The sequence below is a fragment of the Streptomyces sp. NPDC048473 genome (assembly GCF_043200155.1).
GTDB lineage: Bacteria > Actinomycetota > Actinomycetes > Streptomycetales > Streptomycetaceae > Streptomyces.
This window is the reverse complement of record NZ_JBICXE010000064.1, coordinates 1-15,791: the sequence shown is the minus strand read 5'-3', so window position 1 is coordinate 15,791 and position 15,791 is coordinate 1. Positions and strand designations below refer to the sequence as shown.

The following is a 15,791-nucleotide window of genomic DNA, read 5'->3' as shown; positions in this document are numbered from 1 at the left end:
CGATCCCATGCGGTCGGCCACAAGCCCGAACAGCCAGGCTGCGAGGGCTTGTGGCCGCCTTCCGATCACGCGAACCGGGCGCTCGTCCTCAGCGGGCAGGCCGAGCTGGTCGCCCCGCTAGCGTTGCGTACCCGCCGACCAGAGGACCGCGCCACTGGCGGACTGGATTGTGACGTTTCCGTCATCCTGGATCACCAGCTGGGCACCGGGGTTGCCCGCGGTGCCTGAGGACCAGGCCGTGCGGCCGTCCTGCGCGTAGACGACCAAGCACCCGTCGTCCTGGAAGACCGCCTTGTAGCCGCTTCCTTCCGTGTGCGAGGACCAGCGCACCACGCCGTTCTCGTCGGAGATGACGAGGTTGCCGTTGGTGCCCATCGTGATCCGCATGCGGTTCGAGGCCACGGACTCGCCGGGACTGATCACTGTCGTGGCGCGCACGACACGGGTGGCCCACTTAGGCGTCGCCGCCTTCACGGGCGTCGCCGCCCTGGCAGCGGCCTTCGTCGGCGACTTGGCTGTGCCCGCGGCCTTCACCGCGGGCTTCGCCTTGCCGCCATCCGACGACTTCGTGGACAGCAGCGACACCCTGGTGGAGGTCGCCGGCGTGTCTCCGGTGGGAGGCTTTTGCCTCGCCTCGGGGTGCGACGCGTTGTCCGTCTCCACCGGCTTCGAACCCTTGGGGTCCGTCTTCTCGTCCTTCGGCTTGTCGCCGAGGGCGAGTCCGGCGACGAGACCGGAGCCCCTAACGAGCCGGGGCCCGTCCTTACCGCCCGGGATGGCAGGGGTCGGACCGACCGTCGGGCCGTGGCCCTGCGGGTCGGTGTAGAGCCCCGGACCCGCAAGGGGGCCGGTTTTGCCGGGGGGGAGCACCGCTTCGTTCTGCCCGCTGAGCACACCGGCCAGTGGACCGGACGCGAGGGCGCTCGGGCTTTCCGGCAGGAAGGTCGGGCTGATCTGCGGCTGCGGGACGATCGGTGCCTGGGTGCCCGCGACCGGGTCCTGGAGCGGCATCGAACTGTGTCCGTCCGGCTTGGGCATGGAGTTGCCATCGGCATCCGGAGACCTCGAGGCGATTGGTACGGCCTGGCCGAGACCTTCGTAGTTCGTCGTACCGCCATGCCCGTTCACGAACGGCACCGTGGCCAGTACGGCCCCCGCCACAGCGGCGGCCACCAGCAGCGGTCGGCCGCTACGGCCGGCGTGGGTGGCCGTGGCGCCCGGCCGGCCGGGTGCCTGTACGGCGCCGACCGTCTGAACGCCGCTGACCGCAGCGGCGCCGGGCAGGCCCGCCTCGTCCGCCGAGGCGCTGCCGCTCGGGGGGGAGTGCTGCCTGCGCCCGGACAACGAGAAGATCGTCCTGCCGCGCCGGCCGCGGCCGCTCTCGGCCGGTCCGGACTGCTGCGCGCCCTCGCCGGTCACGGGTGTGGACGCCACGGTCACGGTGCCGGCGGATTCTCCGCCGGCCGAGGCCGTGGTCAGGAAGGCGGCGCTTCGCGTGACCCCCGCCGGGGAGGAGCCGCTGAGGCTCTCATCCGCGGAGGGCATCGCTATGGCCCGCCGGATTCGGGGCGGGCCTGCCGCGACGGTGGCCGTCCCGCTCGGTGGCGCACCGGAGGATGCCGAATATTCTTGGGACATCCGTGCTCCTTACATGGAATAGTCGTATTTTGTGAAGCCGTCTCGACTCCGGCGGCAGAAGCCGCCCTCAAGAGGAGCGGACGGGGTCAGGGGGCCCGTTGGGGTATGGCTCAGTCGGTCCTGGGCATTTCGGGAGCCAGCACGCCGAACGGTCCGGTACACCGGACCGGCCAGGCGCGGCCGGTACCGAGGGTGGAGGTCCGGTCGGCGGTGGCGTTCAAGCGGTCGAGGATCTGGAGGTCGGAGTCCGCGAGCCGACCGGGTACGGCGACCGGGGTGTTCTGGGCGAGCTCGCGCAGCAGGACCACGTCGGCTCCGGCACGTTTGCGGATCTGCAGGACGCGGAAGCGGGTGCCCGGGCCGAAGAAGACCTCGTCCGGGTCGTGTGAGCCTTCGTTGTCCGCGAGCGCGCCGGCACGACGGCCCGTCATCGACCAGATCAGGTAGTGGTCGTCCGACACCGACGGGTACTCCTTGTCCAGTGCGAGCGCACTGACCGCGGTCGACTCGCCCACCTCTTCGCCGGGCAGCAGCAGTTCCACGCCTTCGCCGAAGAGACCGGCGGCCCGTACGGCCGCCCCCCTGAAGGAAGGCAGCCGACGCAGACCGGAGGCCAGGCAGGCGAGGAACGCCAGGGTGCCGGGGTCGCGTCGTTCGACGGCGGCCAGCAACCGGGCCTCGTTCAACCCGCTGTCCTCGACGTTGACATGAGCGTGTACGGCGGCGAGGTCGGCGGAGAGGTCGTCCTGGGCTTCCGTGGTGCGCAGTCCGGGAAGCCGTGTGAGCGCGCGCTGCACCGCGCCGGCGTGCCGGTTCCAGTCGGTGCCCAGGTAGGTCCGCAGCGCCTCTCGTTCCTGCGCGCTGCTGTGGTGGGACGCCTGGACGGGGATGAAGGTGATCTCGCGGAGCGTGCCGGCGGGTGGCCCCGGCTGCACGGCCGGCGGAGGTACGGGCTCCTTCCACACCGGCGTCGGCTCCGCCTCCGGTTCTGGTTCAGGCGTGGGCTCAGGGGTCTCCGAGCCGCCTCCGACGTCAGGACTGTCCGCGGTGGTGAGCAGCGGGGTGGGCGGCTCCGGTAGGGGTTCCGGCTCACGTGGTTGTGGTTCTACCGGGGCAGGCTGCGCCGGTGCGGGTACGGCCGGTTCCGGGGACGAGGACATGACGGGGGGCGGCGGCACGAAGGACGGATGCGGGGGCCCGGCGGCTGCTGACTCCGCGACCGGCTCGGGCTGCGGCGGCTGGATTCCTGCTGCCGCGGTGCTCCCGGCATGGGCGCTCGCTGTATGGGTGGCGACCGCCGTGGTGGGCACCGCGGGGCGGGGGCCTGTGGCTGGATGCTCCTGCGGTGGTGCGCTCTGGGTGGTGGGGCTCCCGGGACCGGGCCCCCCCGATGTTGTAAGGGTGAGCATCGCGGGGGGGACCGGAGCTGGTGCGGGGGTGGCCGGAACGGCCGGCGTCTCGTCCGGAGCAGTGGTGGCGGCCACAGCGGCGGGCGCTGCGGTGGCGGCGGTCGGTGAGGCGAGCGGCGCCGAGGACACGGTCGCCTCGGCCTGTTCCGTCGTGCCGGAACGCCAGCCCTTGGGCGCGAGCGCGAGGCCGTGGCGGACGGCGAGCCGCCGGAGCGTCTTCATGCCGTCCGCGCTCAAGTTGCCGTGAACCTGGATCATGGCGCGGTCGCGCACCTCGTCCTCCAGTGTGACGAACAGCCGCTCCAGTACCGGCCACAGCGTGTCGTCCAGGGCGCGGCCGGGTATCCCGAGGTCGATGGCCATCACGTCGGTGTCGACCGCGCGACCCGAGACCGCTACGGGCTGCCCGCCTCGCGGCCCCACCCACAGACCTGCCCTCGTCAGCGTCACCTGCCAGCGTTTGTCGAGCAGCAGGACGCCCGGCTCCGGGCCCTCCTCAAGGCCCGCCGCAGGGGCACGCCAGGAGGCGAGGCGTGGTGCGGGAGCATGGCCGCCGTCGGCGGCGGGCAGGCAAGTGACGGCCTTCACGAAGGGCTGCCAGGACGGCGTGCCGTCTGGTCCCACGAGCAGGACGCGCGCTTCCCCTCCGCGCGAGGAGTCCTGCTCCAGGAGCACCGGCAGTCCGTTGACGACCTGGACTTCGAGTCCCAGTGCGTCCGCGACTTCCTGGCCGTCGGACAGCAGGTCGCGGCCATCGCCGGGCACCAGCCGTACTGCGCCCCGTATTTGACCGGGCAGCGCCGCGAGGACATCTGCCAGGGCATCGGCACTCACCGGCGGCGAGCCGGGGACGCCGACGAGCAGTACGGGCCGGACCGGATCGGCCGGAACGGCGTAGCGGATGGCTTCGACACCCTCGGGCGGTGCTCCCAAAGGCTGGACGAGCAGTCCTGCGGGGACCTGCTGTACGAGGTGGTTCTCGGCGACCCCGGGATCGACTCGTTCCATGGCGCCTTCCCAGGAAGGCGCCGGCAGGCGGGCACCGAGACGCTTGGGCACCAGCCCGGGCGAGAAGTGCCACCAGCCACCGACCGTGCCGGGCCCGTTGGGTGCGAACAGTGAGCCACCGGGCACGACCACCGCGACGCCGCTCGGCGCCAGTACGTCGATTCCCCGGTCCTCGCAGAGGCGGCGGGCGGGCGCGGGCGCTCCCGCCCGCTCAGCGGCTCCCGCGGACATCACGAGCCGCACCAGCCCGACGCCCGTCTCCCGGTACTCCGCGAGTATGGGGGCGAGCCGCTCGGAGAGCTCGTCGAGGTCCTCGTCCGCTATTTCCGTGCTGACCAGCACCGTGGCCTGTGTTGCGGAACTGTCACGCAGCGCGTCCACGATATCGGAAAGAAACGCCTGTGACTCGCCCCTGCGGTGCACGACGTGGACGCCGTCACCACCGGACACCACGAGCGGCTGGGCGATTCCCCGGCCGTCTTCGCCGGCGCCTCTACCTGATCCCGGGGACGTCGACCGGCCGCGCCCGCCGGCCGTCCTGCGGCTCACCGACCATTCCGTATCATGCGGTCCTCAACTCGTCTCCATTTGCTGATGGTCGCTGTCCTGCGGCTGTGACCGTTTCCGGAACCGGGGCGGGAGGGGCCCGGGCACGTTCGAGGGTGCTCGGGCGGTATCACGGTGTGGTCCGGTTCGCGACGCCCGGTACGCATGTTCGCCGCGTTGCCGCAATGCGCCCCGGTAGCTCCGCTACGAGGACATTCCAGTGCTTTGCGGTCGCGCACACCGGAGATTGTCGGCCGCTCGGATTCGAATTGTGTTGCCACCGGTTACCCCAAGGACCAGTGAAACTCGGAGTGTTGCGTGATCGCGCACATCCGCACAGGAGAAAGGTACAGGCAACTGGAAGCCGAACGGACGTTGGTGGGACCAGTTGGGAAAACGGAAACCGATTGGCAGCCGAAAAGTGGTGATAAGGGTTGAAATGTACCCCGCAGTGCCGGGAACGACGGTGCGTGCACTGTCCGGCACCCGTCGAGTAGGGCTTGGTCAGGTGTACTCGACGGTGGTGTCTTGTTGAGTGACGGTGCCGTTGACAGGGTGTGACACGTGAGGAATCGGGAGTCACACCAACCCGACCAAGCCCTACTGGTGCCTCAACAGGCAAGCTGGCGTGGGCGAGTGGTCACCGCAAAGGTAGGGTTCTCACGCCTGGCCCCGGAATTCAGCCGAGCCCGCCGAGCCGCTGTTCCGGAAACCGCTGCGAAGCGACGGAGAATAAATGACCGAGAACAGCCTTTTGTGGAGACTTTCCGCGCGCGGCCGTTACACCGGTGCCCTCGCGTTGGCCCTGGCGGCCTCCGTCAGTGCGGTACCCGCGGCCGCGGCACCGACCCCGACTCCTTCTCCGTCCTCCTCGCAGAGCGAGCTCCGGTTGCCGGTGGTGCCCTCGCAGCTCGCTTTCGGGGCGGACGAGTGCACCAGGGCGTCCGGCACCGTCATGGCAGCCGTGCCCTGGGCACAGCGGCAGCTCGGACTCAGCCGGGCCCTGCGGTTCACCCAGGGGGCCGGGGTAACGGTCGGCGTGGTCGACACCGGCATCGCGACGAAGGCGTCGGGCCTGTCGGGACGGGCATCGGCGGTGGGAGGGGCCGGCCAGGACTGTGTGGGGCACGGAACGTTCCTCGCCGGGATCATCGCCGCGGCCCCGCGCGAAGGCGCCGGCTTCTCCGGCGTGGCACCCGCGACGCGCATCGTCGCGGCCCGCGGTACCGACGTGACAGGGGTGCCCAGCGTGGCGCTGGTGGCGCAGGGCATCAGGGCCACCGTGGACGGTGGGGCCAAGGTCGTCGAGGTGTCGGCGGCACTGCTGAAGGGCAACGCTGCTCTCACGTCCGCAGTGAAGTACGCGGCCGATCACGATGTGCTGTTGATCGCGCCGGCGGTCCCGGACAGCACGCTTCCCCGGGCGGCGGACGGAGAGGCCCGGCCGCCCCTCTCGTTCTGGCCGGCCGCGTCCGACGGCGTGGTTTCGGTGCTGGACATCGACATCGACGGGAGGCGGAGCGACGACGCGGTGACACCGAAGAAGGCGGATCTGTCGGCTCCCGGCGCGGGTGTGAGCGGCATCGGGTTGGCCGGGAAGGGCCACTACATCGCCAACGGAGCCTCCGTGGCTGCCGCGTTCGTCGCCGGAACAGCGGCTTTGGTGCGCTCGTACCACCCGGAACTGAGCGCCCAGCAGGTAGCACAGCGGCTGAAGAGCACCAGCTATCCGGCGGAAGTGCCCGTTCTCGACGTCAACGGCGCGCTGACCGGCATTCTGCCTGCCGGTCCGGCTTCCCCGCCCCGGTTCTCCTCGGAGATCCACCTCACCCCGGAGAGGGGCGACGCTGGCGCGATACGGCGGTCGGTCGTGCTGACCGGGGCGTGCGTGCTGCTGGGGGTGGGGATCTGGGGGGCCATGGTGCTGGTCCGCCGCAGCCGAACGAACCAACTCGCCGCCTCCCGTACCTGACGGCCACCCAAGCCTCTACCGGCCCCCGTACTGATGGTGAGGGGGCCGGTAGAGGCTTAGGCCGGGGCCGGGGGACGGCTCAGTCGGCTTCCGGAGCGCCGGTGTCCACCAGTGCCGTCTGCATCTGCACCGTGCTTCTGCGGGTGATGTACATGCCGCGTCCGGGCGGCAGGATCCGCGGCTTGACGTTGCCGAAGACATAGCCCTCGGACGGCGGGCAGGACATCAGCAGACCGGGCGCGTTGACCTCCAGCATGCGGCGGACGAGGGGATCGTTCAATCCCCGCATGGCTCCTGCCGCCGCCCTGGCGACGACCATGTGGAAGCCGAGTTCGAATCCCAACGGAAGGTGTTCGAGCAGCGGCTCGAAGGGGGTCTGCATGGGGCGGGCGATGAGATCGTAGTCGTCGACCAGCACGAACAGCCTCGGCCCGGTCCACCAGTCCGCCTTGCGCATTCGCGCTGGTGAGATGTCGGTACCGGGTGCCCTGGTCTTCAGCGCCTTGCCGACCCCGCTCACCAGCTGCTGCAGCTGGTCGATGGAGATCGCATGGCCCAGCCGGTACTCCTCGGGTACGGCCTCCACCAGCTCACGCCGGTAGTCCACCACCAGAATTTTGGCCTCGGCCGGCGTGAACCGTTCGGTGATCTGCTTCGCCATCAGCCGCAGAAGATTCGTCTTGCCCGATTCGGTGTCGCCGAACAGCACCAGGTGTGGTGTGTCGGAGAAGTCCTGCCAGGCGGGGTCCAGTTCGGTTTCCTCGACCCCGAGCGCGAACTTGAGCCGCCGGCCCTCGGGCGCCGGGGGCAGGTCGCTCGCGTCCAGCAGCATCGGCAACATGCGCACCGGCGGGGCGGCAGGTCCCGCCCAGCTCTCCGCCACTGCCGACACCAGGTCGGCCACGCCGTCCGAGAGGTCGCGACTGTCCTCCACCCCGTCGATGCGGGGCAGAGCGGTGAGGAAGTGCAGCTTGCTGTCGATCGTCAGACCGCGACCGGGGCTGCGGGGTACGTTCGCGGCCCGCCGCATGTCGACCATGGAGTCCAGCGCGTCCCCCATGCGCAGCTCCAGCTTGGTGCCCGCCTGGTCACGTACCGCGGCGGAGAGCTCGACCCAGCGCGACGTGGTGGTCATCAGATGAATGCCGTAGTTCAGGCCACGGGCCGCCAGCTGGTTGATGGTCGGTATGTCGTCCTGGAAGTCCTGGCGGATGGTCGACCAGCCGTCGATGACCAGGAATACGTCGCCGTGCGCCTCGTCGGGCAACTCACCGGCGGCCCTGAGGCGGCGCAGGGCCGCCATGGAGTCGATACCGAGCTCCAGGAAGAGCCGCTCGCGGCGGGCCAGCAGAGAGGTGATCTCGGACACGGTGCGGCCGACCCGTTCGGTGTCGAGCCGGCCCGCGACCGATCCCACATGCGGCAGGCCCGACAGGCCGGCGAGGGCACCGCCGCCGAAGTCCAGGCAGTAGAACTGGACTTCGCGCGGGGTGTGGGTGAGGGCGAGCGCCGCGATCACATCCCGTACCAGCGTGGACTTGCCGCTCTGCGGGCCGCCGGCGATGGCGACGTGGCCACCTGCGCCGCCGAGGTCGGCCAGGAGCAGATCGCGCTGCTGTTCGAAAGGACGGTCGATGATGCCGACCGGCACCTTGAGAGCGCCGCGCTCCGACCAGTCCACCGTGGTAAGGCCGTAATGGGGATCGGGGGCGAGCGGCGGCAGCAGCCGGTCAAGGGTGGGCGGCAGGACGAGCGGTGGCAGCCACACCTGGTGTGCGGGCGGTCCGGAGTCCCGCAGTCGCTCGATGGCGATCGACAGCAGTGAGCCGGAGTCCGCTTGTGCCTCCCTCTCTGCCTCCGCGATGCGTGCCGCCTCCTCCGGTACGACGGGCGCGCTCCTGGCGGCGACCCACTCGCCGGTCCAGGGCACCACCTGGCTCGCGACGTGGGCCTGCGCCAGCGCTCCTGTCCGCTGCCGGTAGGTGCCAGAGACATAGGCGCCCCGGAAGCGGGTGAGCGGCTCGATGCCGCTCTTGAGATATCCGGCGCCCGGCTGCGAGGGCAGTTCGTAGGCGTCCGGGACACCGAGGACGCCGCGGCTCTCCATCGCGGAAAACGTCCGGAGGCCGATCCGGTACGAGAGGTGGCTCTCCAACTGGTGCATGCGGCCCTCGTCCAGCCGCTGCGAGGCGAGCAGCAGATGCACACCGAGCGACCGGCCCAGTCGGCCGATCATCACGAACAGATCCATGAATTCACGGTGCGCCGACAGGAGTTCACTGAATTCGTCGACCACGACGAACAGACTGGGCAGCGGTGCCAGCGGGGTCCCCGACGCGCGGGCCCTTTCGTACTCCAGCGCCGACGAGTAGTTGCCCGCGCTGCGCAGCAGTTCCTGACGGCGGATGAGCTCACCGTGCAGGGCGTCCTGCATACGGGAGACCAGCGCGGCCTCGTCCGCCAGGTTGGTGATCACCGCAGAGGTGTGCGGGAGCTGGTCAAGGCCCAGGAAGGTGGCGCCGCCCTTGAAGTCGACGAGCACGAAGTTGAGGGTCGCGGAGGAGTGGCTGAGCGCCAGAGCCAGGACCAGGGTCCGCAGCAGCTCGCTCTTGCCGGAGCCGGTGGCGCCGATGAGCATGCCATGCGGGCCCATGCCGTTCTCGGCCGACTCCTTGATGTCGAGCTCGATCGGGCGTCCGTCGGCCCCGACCGCGATCGGTACCCGCAGCCGCTGGGCCGCCGAGCCGCTGCGGCGCTCCCAATAGGCGGTCGGATCGTGACGGTGCAGATCGGTGATCCCCAGCAGCGAGGTCAGCTGGACATCGGTGGACAACGGCTGGGCCGACTCCACGGTCACGCCCGAACGCATCGGGGCCAGCACCGAAGCGAGGGCCCGGGCGCCGGCCGGGCCGAGCCGGTCGGCCCGGCCCAGCCGGGTGGTCGACTCCTTGCGGTTGCGATCGGTACGCACCAGGTTGACCTCGCCGTCCCGGACGTCGAGCCGCAGCGCCGTACGGCCGGGCCGCCAGGGCAGCTCACCGGAGAGGTCGAGAACAACGGCGTTGCGGAATCCGCGGCGGCCGAACTGATGGCCCGAGGGGATCTGGCCACCGTCCACGACGAAGACGGTGAACGGCTCGTCGGCGCTCGCGGGAGCACCGGCCTCGAACGGGGGCCGTTCGCCGAACTCCTCGCCCAACAGATCCTCCAGCTCACCCGCGGTTGCCGCGATGAGCCGGGTGGGGCCGGCCCCGTCCGTCTGGTGCGCGTGCAGCGTGTGCGGCAGCCACTTCACCCAGTCCCACTCCTCGCGCCGGTCAGCGGCGAGACAGAAGGCGATGGTGAGGTCCTGAGGGGAGTGCAGCACGGACAGCTGGGCGAGCAGGGCCCGGGCGGCCGGCAGGATCTCGTCGCGTTCGCCGCGGAAGAGGACGCGCGCCCAGGCGGGCAGGAAGATCGCGATGGGCTGCTCGGGAACGGCGGAGTACGCGTTCACGAACGCGCGCAGCGAGTGGGCGGTCAGCGGGTCCAGGTCCTCGACCGGCCTGGTCGCGGTGGTGGTCAGCCGCAGGGCGAGTCGCTGCTCGCCCACGGCGAGCCGTACCTCTCCGAAGTCCGTGTCCGAGGTGCGGCGTTCCCACAGTCTGCTGGTGCGGGCGAGCGACCAGAGGGCGGTGGGATCCGGGTGGCGCCAGGCCAGCGCCTGCTGCTGTTGGGCGACCGCGGCCCTGACCTTGCGCCGTGCGCCGCCGAGGTAGCGCAGATAGTCTCGGCGGGCGCCCTTGAGCTGCTGTTTGCGCTCGCTGCCGCTGCGCATGAGCTGACCGATGAGCATGGTGCCCATGGCGATCACCATGATGCCGACGACGAGATAGGTCATGGGGCTCGATGCCGAGCCGGGCCGCATGTAGAGCAGCATCATGGCGCCGGACATCATGGCCATCGGCAGATAAGTCATCATGCCCGCGCCGCCGCCAGGTACCGCCTCCGACATGACGGGTGGTTCCTGCAACGCCATCTCACCGTCGGGTATTTCGGGCCCCCGTCGCCGTGCGGGCCTGCGGAAGAAAACCACGCTCAACGGAACGTCTCCTTCGAGCTACAACACCTGGGGGATGCGGGAGGGACGGCGGGCGCGGTGTGACCACGCCGTACCGGGAATCCCGGTCTGCCGGGGGCCGGGAACATTGGGCTGCCGGAAGTAACACGGTGAGCCCATCGTGCGGGGTTCACCGGCCTGTTGACACAACAGTGTCACACCCATGAGATTATCAAGCACCGCCGGGGCGGACCGACAAGCTCTCGCGGAGCACTGCGTCTGTCCCCGGGCGCCGGCGCAGGCCGGCACACCAGCCTCCAGGCGGCAGAGTAGTGTGATTTATGGAGTCAACTATCCGAGGATTCCGCGTAGTCGGCAGGAATCCCCGGCATTGTTCCTGCGGCTCCGTGCGGTTCGCACGTGTCCGGACCTCGGCGAACTCCGGGCAGTCTCAAAGATCTCCGGGCATGCAGGTCACCCACCCCGCGAGCTGCCGACGCACCGTGTGCGGCGTCTCTCTCGAGTCCGGGCACCGCAGGCCGGAGGATCGCTGCACCCGGAGGTATCCGAGACCGGACAGCACACTATCGGAGAGGCTTGAAACAATGAGCATGAGCGAAGGCTCCGTGGTGGGGCTGTGCCGCCTTACCATCAGGGCCCCCGAGAAATCCCTTGACCTTGCCGTTCCCTCGGACATCCCCTTTGCCGACCTGCTGCCGGTCATCGTCGGTCAGGCCGGGGACGGCCTGGACGAGGCCGGCGTCGAGCACGGCGGATGGGTGCTCCAGCGTATTGGGGGTGATCCGCTGGACGGTGAGGGAACCCCGGACTCCCTCGAACTGCGCGACGGCACTGTCCTGCTGCTGCGCCCGCAGATTGAGGCGTTGCCGCCGGTTCGATACGACAACCTTGTGGACGCCGTCTCGACCACTGTCCGTGGTCTCCCATTCGCCTGGACGGCCACTATCAGCCGGTGGTCGCTGCGGCTGATGATGACTGCGGCACTCCTCGGTTGCCTGGCAATGATCGCGATGCCCGGTGACGTGGGGTCACGCATCATGCTGTCCGCGGGCGCCGCACTGCTGATCCTCGCCGGTGCGGGCGCCGCGGCCCGGGTCCTGGACGACCGGCCGGGCGGCGTACTGCTCGGCCTGGTGGCCACCGGGTTCCTCGTCCTGTGCGGAGTATTCGTGGTGGGCGATCCGCTCTCCTCCCCCCGAACGCACCAGGAGGCCGGCGCGCAGCTGCTGGCCGGATCGGTCGCGGGCGCGATTGGGGCCGTACTGGCGCTGACGGTCGTGGCGGCGTTCGCCGTCGTCTTCACGGCGGCGGCGGTGCTCTGCGTCGCCGGCGCCGTGGGCGGCATCCTGATGCTGTCGCTGGACATGTCCTCCTCCGACGCGGCCGCAGGTGTCGCGGCCGCCGCCGTCATCTTCGGCGCCTTCGTGCCGATGCTGTCGTTCTCCCTGTCAGGCCTGCGGCTGCCACCCTTGCCGACCAACGCCGAGCAGTTGGAGGAAGGCATCGAACCGCACTCGGGCGACGACATCGCAGGCCGTGCCAGCGCCACGGACCACTGGATCAGCGGCTTCTACCTGGCGGTCGGGGCCATCTGTGCCGCGTCCATGGCGGGCATGGCACGCCACCCGGACACCCCACAGATTGTCACCTCCGCACTACTGGCCCTACTGCTCGTGCTGCACGCCAGGAACCTCGGCACCGCCTGGCAGCGGCTCGCGCTGATCACCCCCGCGGCCCTGGGCATCCTGATGCTGGTCACCGCATACGCCAGGGACCACGGACCGGGTGCCCGGCTGCTGACCGGCGGCGTCCTGCTGCTGATCGCGGCGCTGCTGGCCGTCATGGGCTGGACGGTGCCGGGCCGTCGAATGCTGCCCCACTGGGGAAGGGCCGGGGACGTGCTGCAGTCGGTGACGGCCGTCGCGCTGCTCCCTACGGTTCTGTGGACGCTCGGCGTGTACCAGGCGCTCCGCGCCATCAACGGCTGAGCGGAAGGAGGAACAGAGCATGCAGACACGACGGGACCAGGTCCAGGCCCATCAGTTCGTGGTCTCCCGGTTGACCACCGGTCTGCTCCGGGCCGACCCGGACGACCCGGAGACTCCTACCCGGCGAACCACCAGGGGTGTCGTCATCGGCGCCGTCATCGGTGTTCTCATATCGATCGGCTTCCTGGTCTTCGGCCTCATCAGCCCCGGCGGTGCCACCACTTGGCGCAACGGCGGGACGCTGATCGTGGAGAAGGGCACCGGGACGCGCTATCTGTACGACGGCAGTCTGAGGCCGGTACGCAACTACGCTTCGGCACGCCTGCTCGTTGGCGCGGACATGAAGACCGACACCATCTCCGCCGCCTCGCTGGCCGGTACGCCGCACGGCAGTCCGGTGGGCATCGAAGGCGCCCCGGACGTCTTCCCGTCCACGGGCGATCTCAACTCCGGGCCGTGGGAGGTATGCGCGGGGACGCGGCCCACCGACTCCGGCGACCGTGAGACCACCACGTCCCTGGTCGTGGAATCCGAACGGCCCGGCATATCGGTCCAGGCGCACGAGGCGGTGCTGGTCCACGGGGACAAGAGCTACTTCCTGCTCTGGCACGGCAACCGCTTCAGGCTCGCCGAGGGCGGTGCCACCATGGACGCCATGGGCTATAGCGCGTCCGAACCGCTGGAGGTCTCCGCGACGTTCCTGGAATCGCTGCCCGCCGGTGCCGATCTCGCCGCGCCGGCCGTGAGCGGGCAGGGAGACAAGGGCCCGGAGCTGGACGGCAAGAAAGCCAGAGTCGGCCAGGTATTCCTGGTCAAGACACCGGGCTCGGCCGAGCAGTACTACCTCCTGCAACGAGCCGGACTCGTACCGATCAGCACGACACAGGCGGCCTTGGCGCTCAGCGGTCCCGGGGTCCGTGAGAAGGCCTACGCAGGCGGCACCCCGGCAGCGGTCACCATCTCGGCCGACGCACTCAACGGGGCGCTGGCGCCCAGGGATCCGAGCGGAGAGAGCCGCGGCGTGCAAGAGGCGGCCGCCGCGCTGCCGTCCACTCCGCCGAAGGTGCTGGAGGTCGGCGACGACCGCAACGCCTGTGTGCGCATTGCCTCCAACGGGGACGCGGGCACCGAAGTGAGCGTAGTACTGGTCGAGTCGGCGGTCCTCCGGGCGAGTGCGGTGCAGCCGGTGCCAGCGCTCGTGCGGGCCTGTCTCACTGTCGACTCCATCTCCGTGCCGCCCTCGGGCGGCAGCCTGGTCCGGGCGCTGAGCAGCGCGGGCGCTGCCCTGGGGGACACCACTTATCTGGTCACGGACACCGGAGTGAAATACCGAATACCGTCCAAGGACGCCGCGGCAGCACTGGGTTACGACCTGACCGCCGCCCAGGCGCTGCCGTCACCGCTGCTCAACATGGTGCCAACAGGTCCGGATCTGTCACCGGAAGCGGCGAAGGCTGGCCAAAGCGCGGCAGGAGGTGTACCGGATTGCGCGGGTAAGAGCAGTGCCGGAAAAAGATCGGCCACCTGAACCGCGCGGGTAAACCGGGCGCCTTCGCACCTTCCAGTCAATTCTGTCCTTGCAATTTCTGATATGTGGCGCCTACGCTCTTGCTGATTGGGCGGACTGGGTATTCCGACGCCTTCAGTAATGGCACCATTCCGATTCCAGGCAGATGTGAGCGGGATCCGACATATGAGCGGTATCGCTCCCACCGAAATCTGCCGTTCAAAAGGGAAGGTAAGTACATGAGCACCCCAGCTGGGCAGCAGCAGTCATCTACAGCTACATACAGCCAGGCGACCCAGGCATTGGAGGGCGCCAACACGGAGATGAGCACCATCCAGGGGCAGGTTGAGCAGGCGAAGGCCGTTCTGCAGACCAACTACCAGGGCCCGGACGGCCATGCGTACGCCCAGGTCATGGACACCTGGCTGGCCGAGGTGGATCGCATCAAGCACACCTGTAATGCGATGGAGCACCAACTCCAAAACTCCATGCAGTCGTCCAACACGACCCAGGCGACAAACGAGCAAGCGGTCGCCAACCAGGGAAAGATGACCGTGTTCGGCAGTGCCGCTGAGAGCGGTGCCTATTCGGCGATGACCGGATAAGCGATCTGCCTCCACGGCACAGTCAGGAACTGTCCGCACCCCTCCATCCGCATGAACTTTCTAGGAGAGCCTCATGGGCGCTGCTGAAGACGGCATCTACATCAACCACGGCCAAACGACCCATTTCTCCGAAGACATGATGGCCCAGACCAAGGCCATCGGAAGCGTCATCGACAGGCTTGAGGGCAATCTTGCCCCGATCGTGAACAGCTGGCTCGGCCCGGACCGCGATGTGTACTTCGAGAAGGTCCAGCCCGCTTGGAACGCCGAAGTGCAGGCTCTGAGCACCATCCTGCAGAGCCACGCCACCACCCTGGAAAACATCTCGGACAACTACAAGCAGACGGTGACCCAGAACGCGCAGGGCTTCGAAGAGATCAAGTTCTGACATTACGTAGTTACCCCTGCGCTACCTGAGAGCGCAGGGGCGGCGACGTTGTCCTCATGACGCAGCGACAAAGGGGATGCGATGGCTGACCTGACAAAACTGGATGCGCCTGCTCTCCAGGCCTTCGTCGACGAAGACGTCCACAAGTTCAAGACCGATATCGTCACACTCCGCACGACGAATGAGGGCCGGAAGTCCCTGTACGACCTCGCGGCCACGTCGCTCCCGCTCTTGATCGGTCCGATGTCCGAAGACGGTGACTCCGGCGGTAAGAATGTGGTCAGCAACACGGTGACCGCGGCCAAGAATATCGACGTGGTACTGAATCGGCACTCGACCGCCATCGACGATCTGGAGCGAAATCTCCGGGACGTCATCACCACCATGCTCAAGACGCAGAGCGACAACCTTGCGGACGTCGACGGTCAGAAGTTTCTCACCGCCATCGCCGACTACAGCGGAGACATGGCCGGAGGCAGTTCGAGCGCGAATCCGCCCCCTTCGGCCAGTTGACGCGGGCATGTTCGCAGCAGGTACCACCGTAATGCTTGTATCCCCCTGAGGGCGTGGGCCCACCGACCCCCCCTCGGGGCGCCCCCGCCCTGCCGGTAGTGCAGTTGGTGCCCCCCCCAAGGGCGGGTGTAAATGGGAAAAACAACACCACCGGGTG

The 15,791-nt window shown here is 69.1% G+C and carries 9 protein-coding genes; 6 read left to right on the top strand and 3 right to left on the bottom strand.

What is annotated here, in order from left to right:
* Positions 1-117: 117 nt before the first annotated feature.
* Positions 118-1,638: a hypothetical protein gene (locus ACGFU7_RS43090; RefSeq protein WP_393703773.1), complete on the bottom strand. Its 1,521-nt coding sequence runs from the start codon at positions 1,636-1,638 to the stop codon at positions 118-120.
* A gap of 110 nt (positions 1,639-1,748) precedes the next feature.
* Positions 1,749-4,604, bottom strand: coding sequence for a hypothetical protein (locus tag ACGFU7_RS43085; RefSeq protein ID WP_393703771.1), 2,856 nt, complete (start codon positions 4,602-4,604; stop codon positions 1,749-1,751).
* A 733-nt stretch (positions 4,605-5,337) separates the two neighbouring features.
* Between ACGFU7_RS43085 and ACGFU7_RS43080 the strand changes: the two genes are divergently transcribed.
* On the top strand, positions 5,338-6,573 hold the full coding sequence (locus ACGFU7_RS43080) for a S8 family serine peptidase (RefSeq protein WP_393703769.1): 1,236 nt from the start codon (positions 5,338-5,340) through the stop codon (positions 6,571-6,573).
* A 79-nt stretch (positions 6,574-6,652) separates the two neighbouring features.
* On the opposite strand, the gene eccCa is transcribed toward ACGFU7_RS43080, so the two are convergent.
* Complete coding sequence (eccCa, locus tag ACGFU7_RS43075; RefSeq protein WP_393703792.1) at positions 6,653-10,648, bottom strand: type VII secretion protein EccCa; 3,996 nt, start codon at positions 10,646-10,648, stop codon at positions 6,653-6,655.
* 575 nt (positions 10,649-11,223) lie between these two features.
* On the opposite strand from eccCa, the gene eccD reads away from it, so the two are divergent.
* The 5 genes from eccD to ACGFU7_RS43050 all read left to right on the top strand — a co-directional run bounded on the left by eccD (position 11,224) and on the right by ACGFU7_RS43050 (position 15,634).
* The gene (eccD, locus tag ACGFU7_RS43070) at positions 11,224-12,621 is read left to right on the top strand and encodes a type VII secretion integral membrane protein EccD (RefSeq protein WP_393703768.1); all 1,398 of its coding nucleotides are present in this window, start codon (positions 11,224-11,226) and stop codon (positions 12,619-12,621) included.
* 19 nt (positions 12,622-12,640) lie between these two features.
* Positions 12,641-14,149 (top strand): type VII secretion protein EccB, encoded by a 1,509-nt coding sequence (eccB, locus tag ACGFU7_RS43065; RefSeq protein WP_393703767.1) that lies wholly within the window; start codon positions 12,641-12,643, stop codon positions 14,147-14,149.
* A 218-nt stretch (positions 14,150-14,367) separates the two neighbouring features.
* A complete protein-coding gene (locus ACGFU7_RS43060; RefSeq protein WP_393703765.1) occupies positions 14,368-14,733 on the top strand; it encodes a hypothetical protein in 366 nt (121 codons plus the stop codon).
* A 73-nt stretch (positions 14,734-14,806) separates the two neighbouring features.
* Entirely contained in the window at positions 14,807-15,121 is a 315-nt protein-coding gene (locus ACGFU7_RS43055; protein WP_393703763.1) for a WXG100 family type VII secretion target, read from the top strand.
* 81 nt (positions 15,122-15,202) lie between these two features.
* Positions 15,203-15,634, top strand: coding sequence for a type VII secretion system-associated protein (locus tag ACGFU7_RS43050; protein WP_393703761.1), 432 nt, complete (start codon positions 15,203-15,205; stop codon positions 15,632-15,634).
* Positions 15,635-15,791 lie beyond the last annotated feature (157 nt).

Bases quoted from the DNA above. Each gene is read 5' to 3' on its own strand.
- ACGFU7_RS43050 (WP_393703761.1), top strand. From the start codon at position 15,203: ATGGCTGACCTGACAAAACTGGATGCGCCTGCTCTCCAGGCCTTCGTC.
- ACGFU7_RS43060 (WP_393703765.1), top strand. From the start codon at position 14,368: ATGAGCACCCCAGCTGGGCAGCAGCAGTCATCTACAGCTACATACAGC.
- ACGFU7_RS43080 (WP_393703769.1), top strand. From the start codon at position 5,338: ATGACCGAGAACAGCCTTTTGTGGAGACTTTCCGCGCGCGGCCGTTAC.
- ACGFU7_RS43055 (WP_393703763.1), top strand. From the start codon at position 14,807: ATGGGCGCTGCTGAAGACGGCATCTACATCAACCACGGCCAAACGACC.
- eccB (WP_393703767.1), top strand. From the start codon at position 12,641: ATGCAGACACGACGGGACCAGGTCCAGGCCCATCAGTTCGTGGTCTCC.
- eccD (WP_393703768.1), top strand. From the start codon at position 11,224: ATGAGCGAAGGCTCCGTGGTGGGGCTGTGCCGCCTTACCATCAGGGCC.
- ACGFU7_RS43090 (WP_393703773.1), bottom strand. From the start codon at position 1,638: ATGTCCCAAGAATATTCGGCATCCTCCGGTGCGCCACCGAGCGGGACG.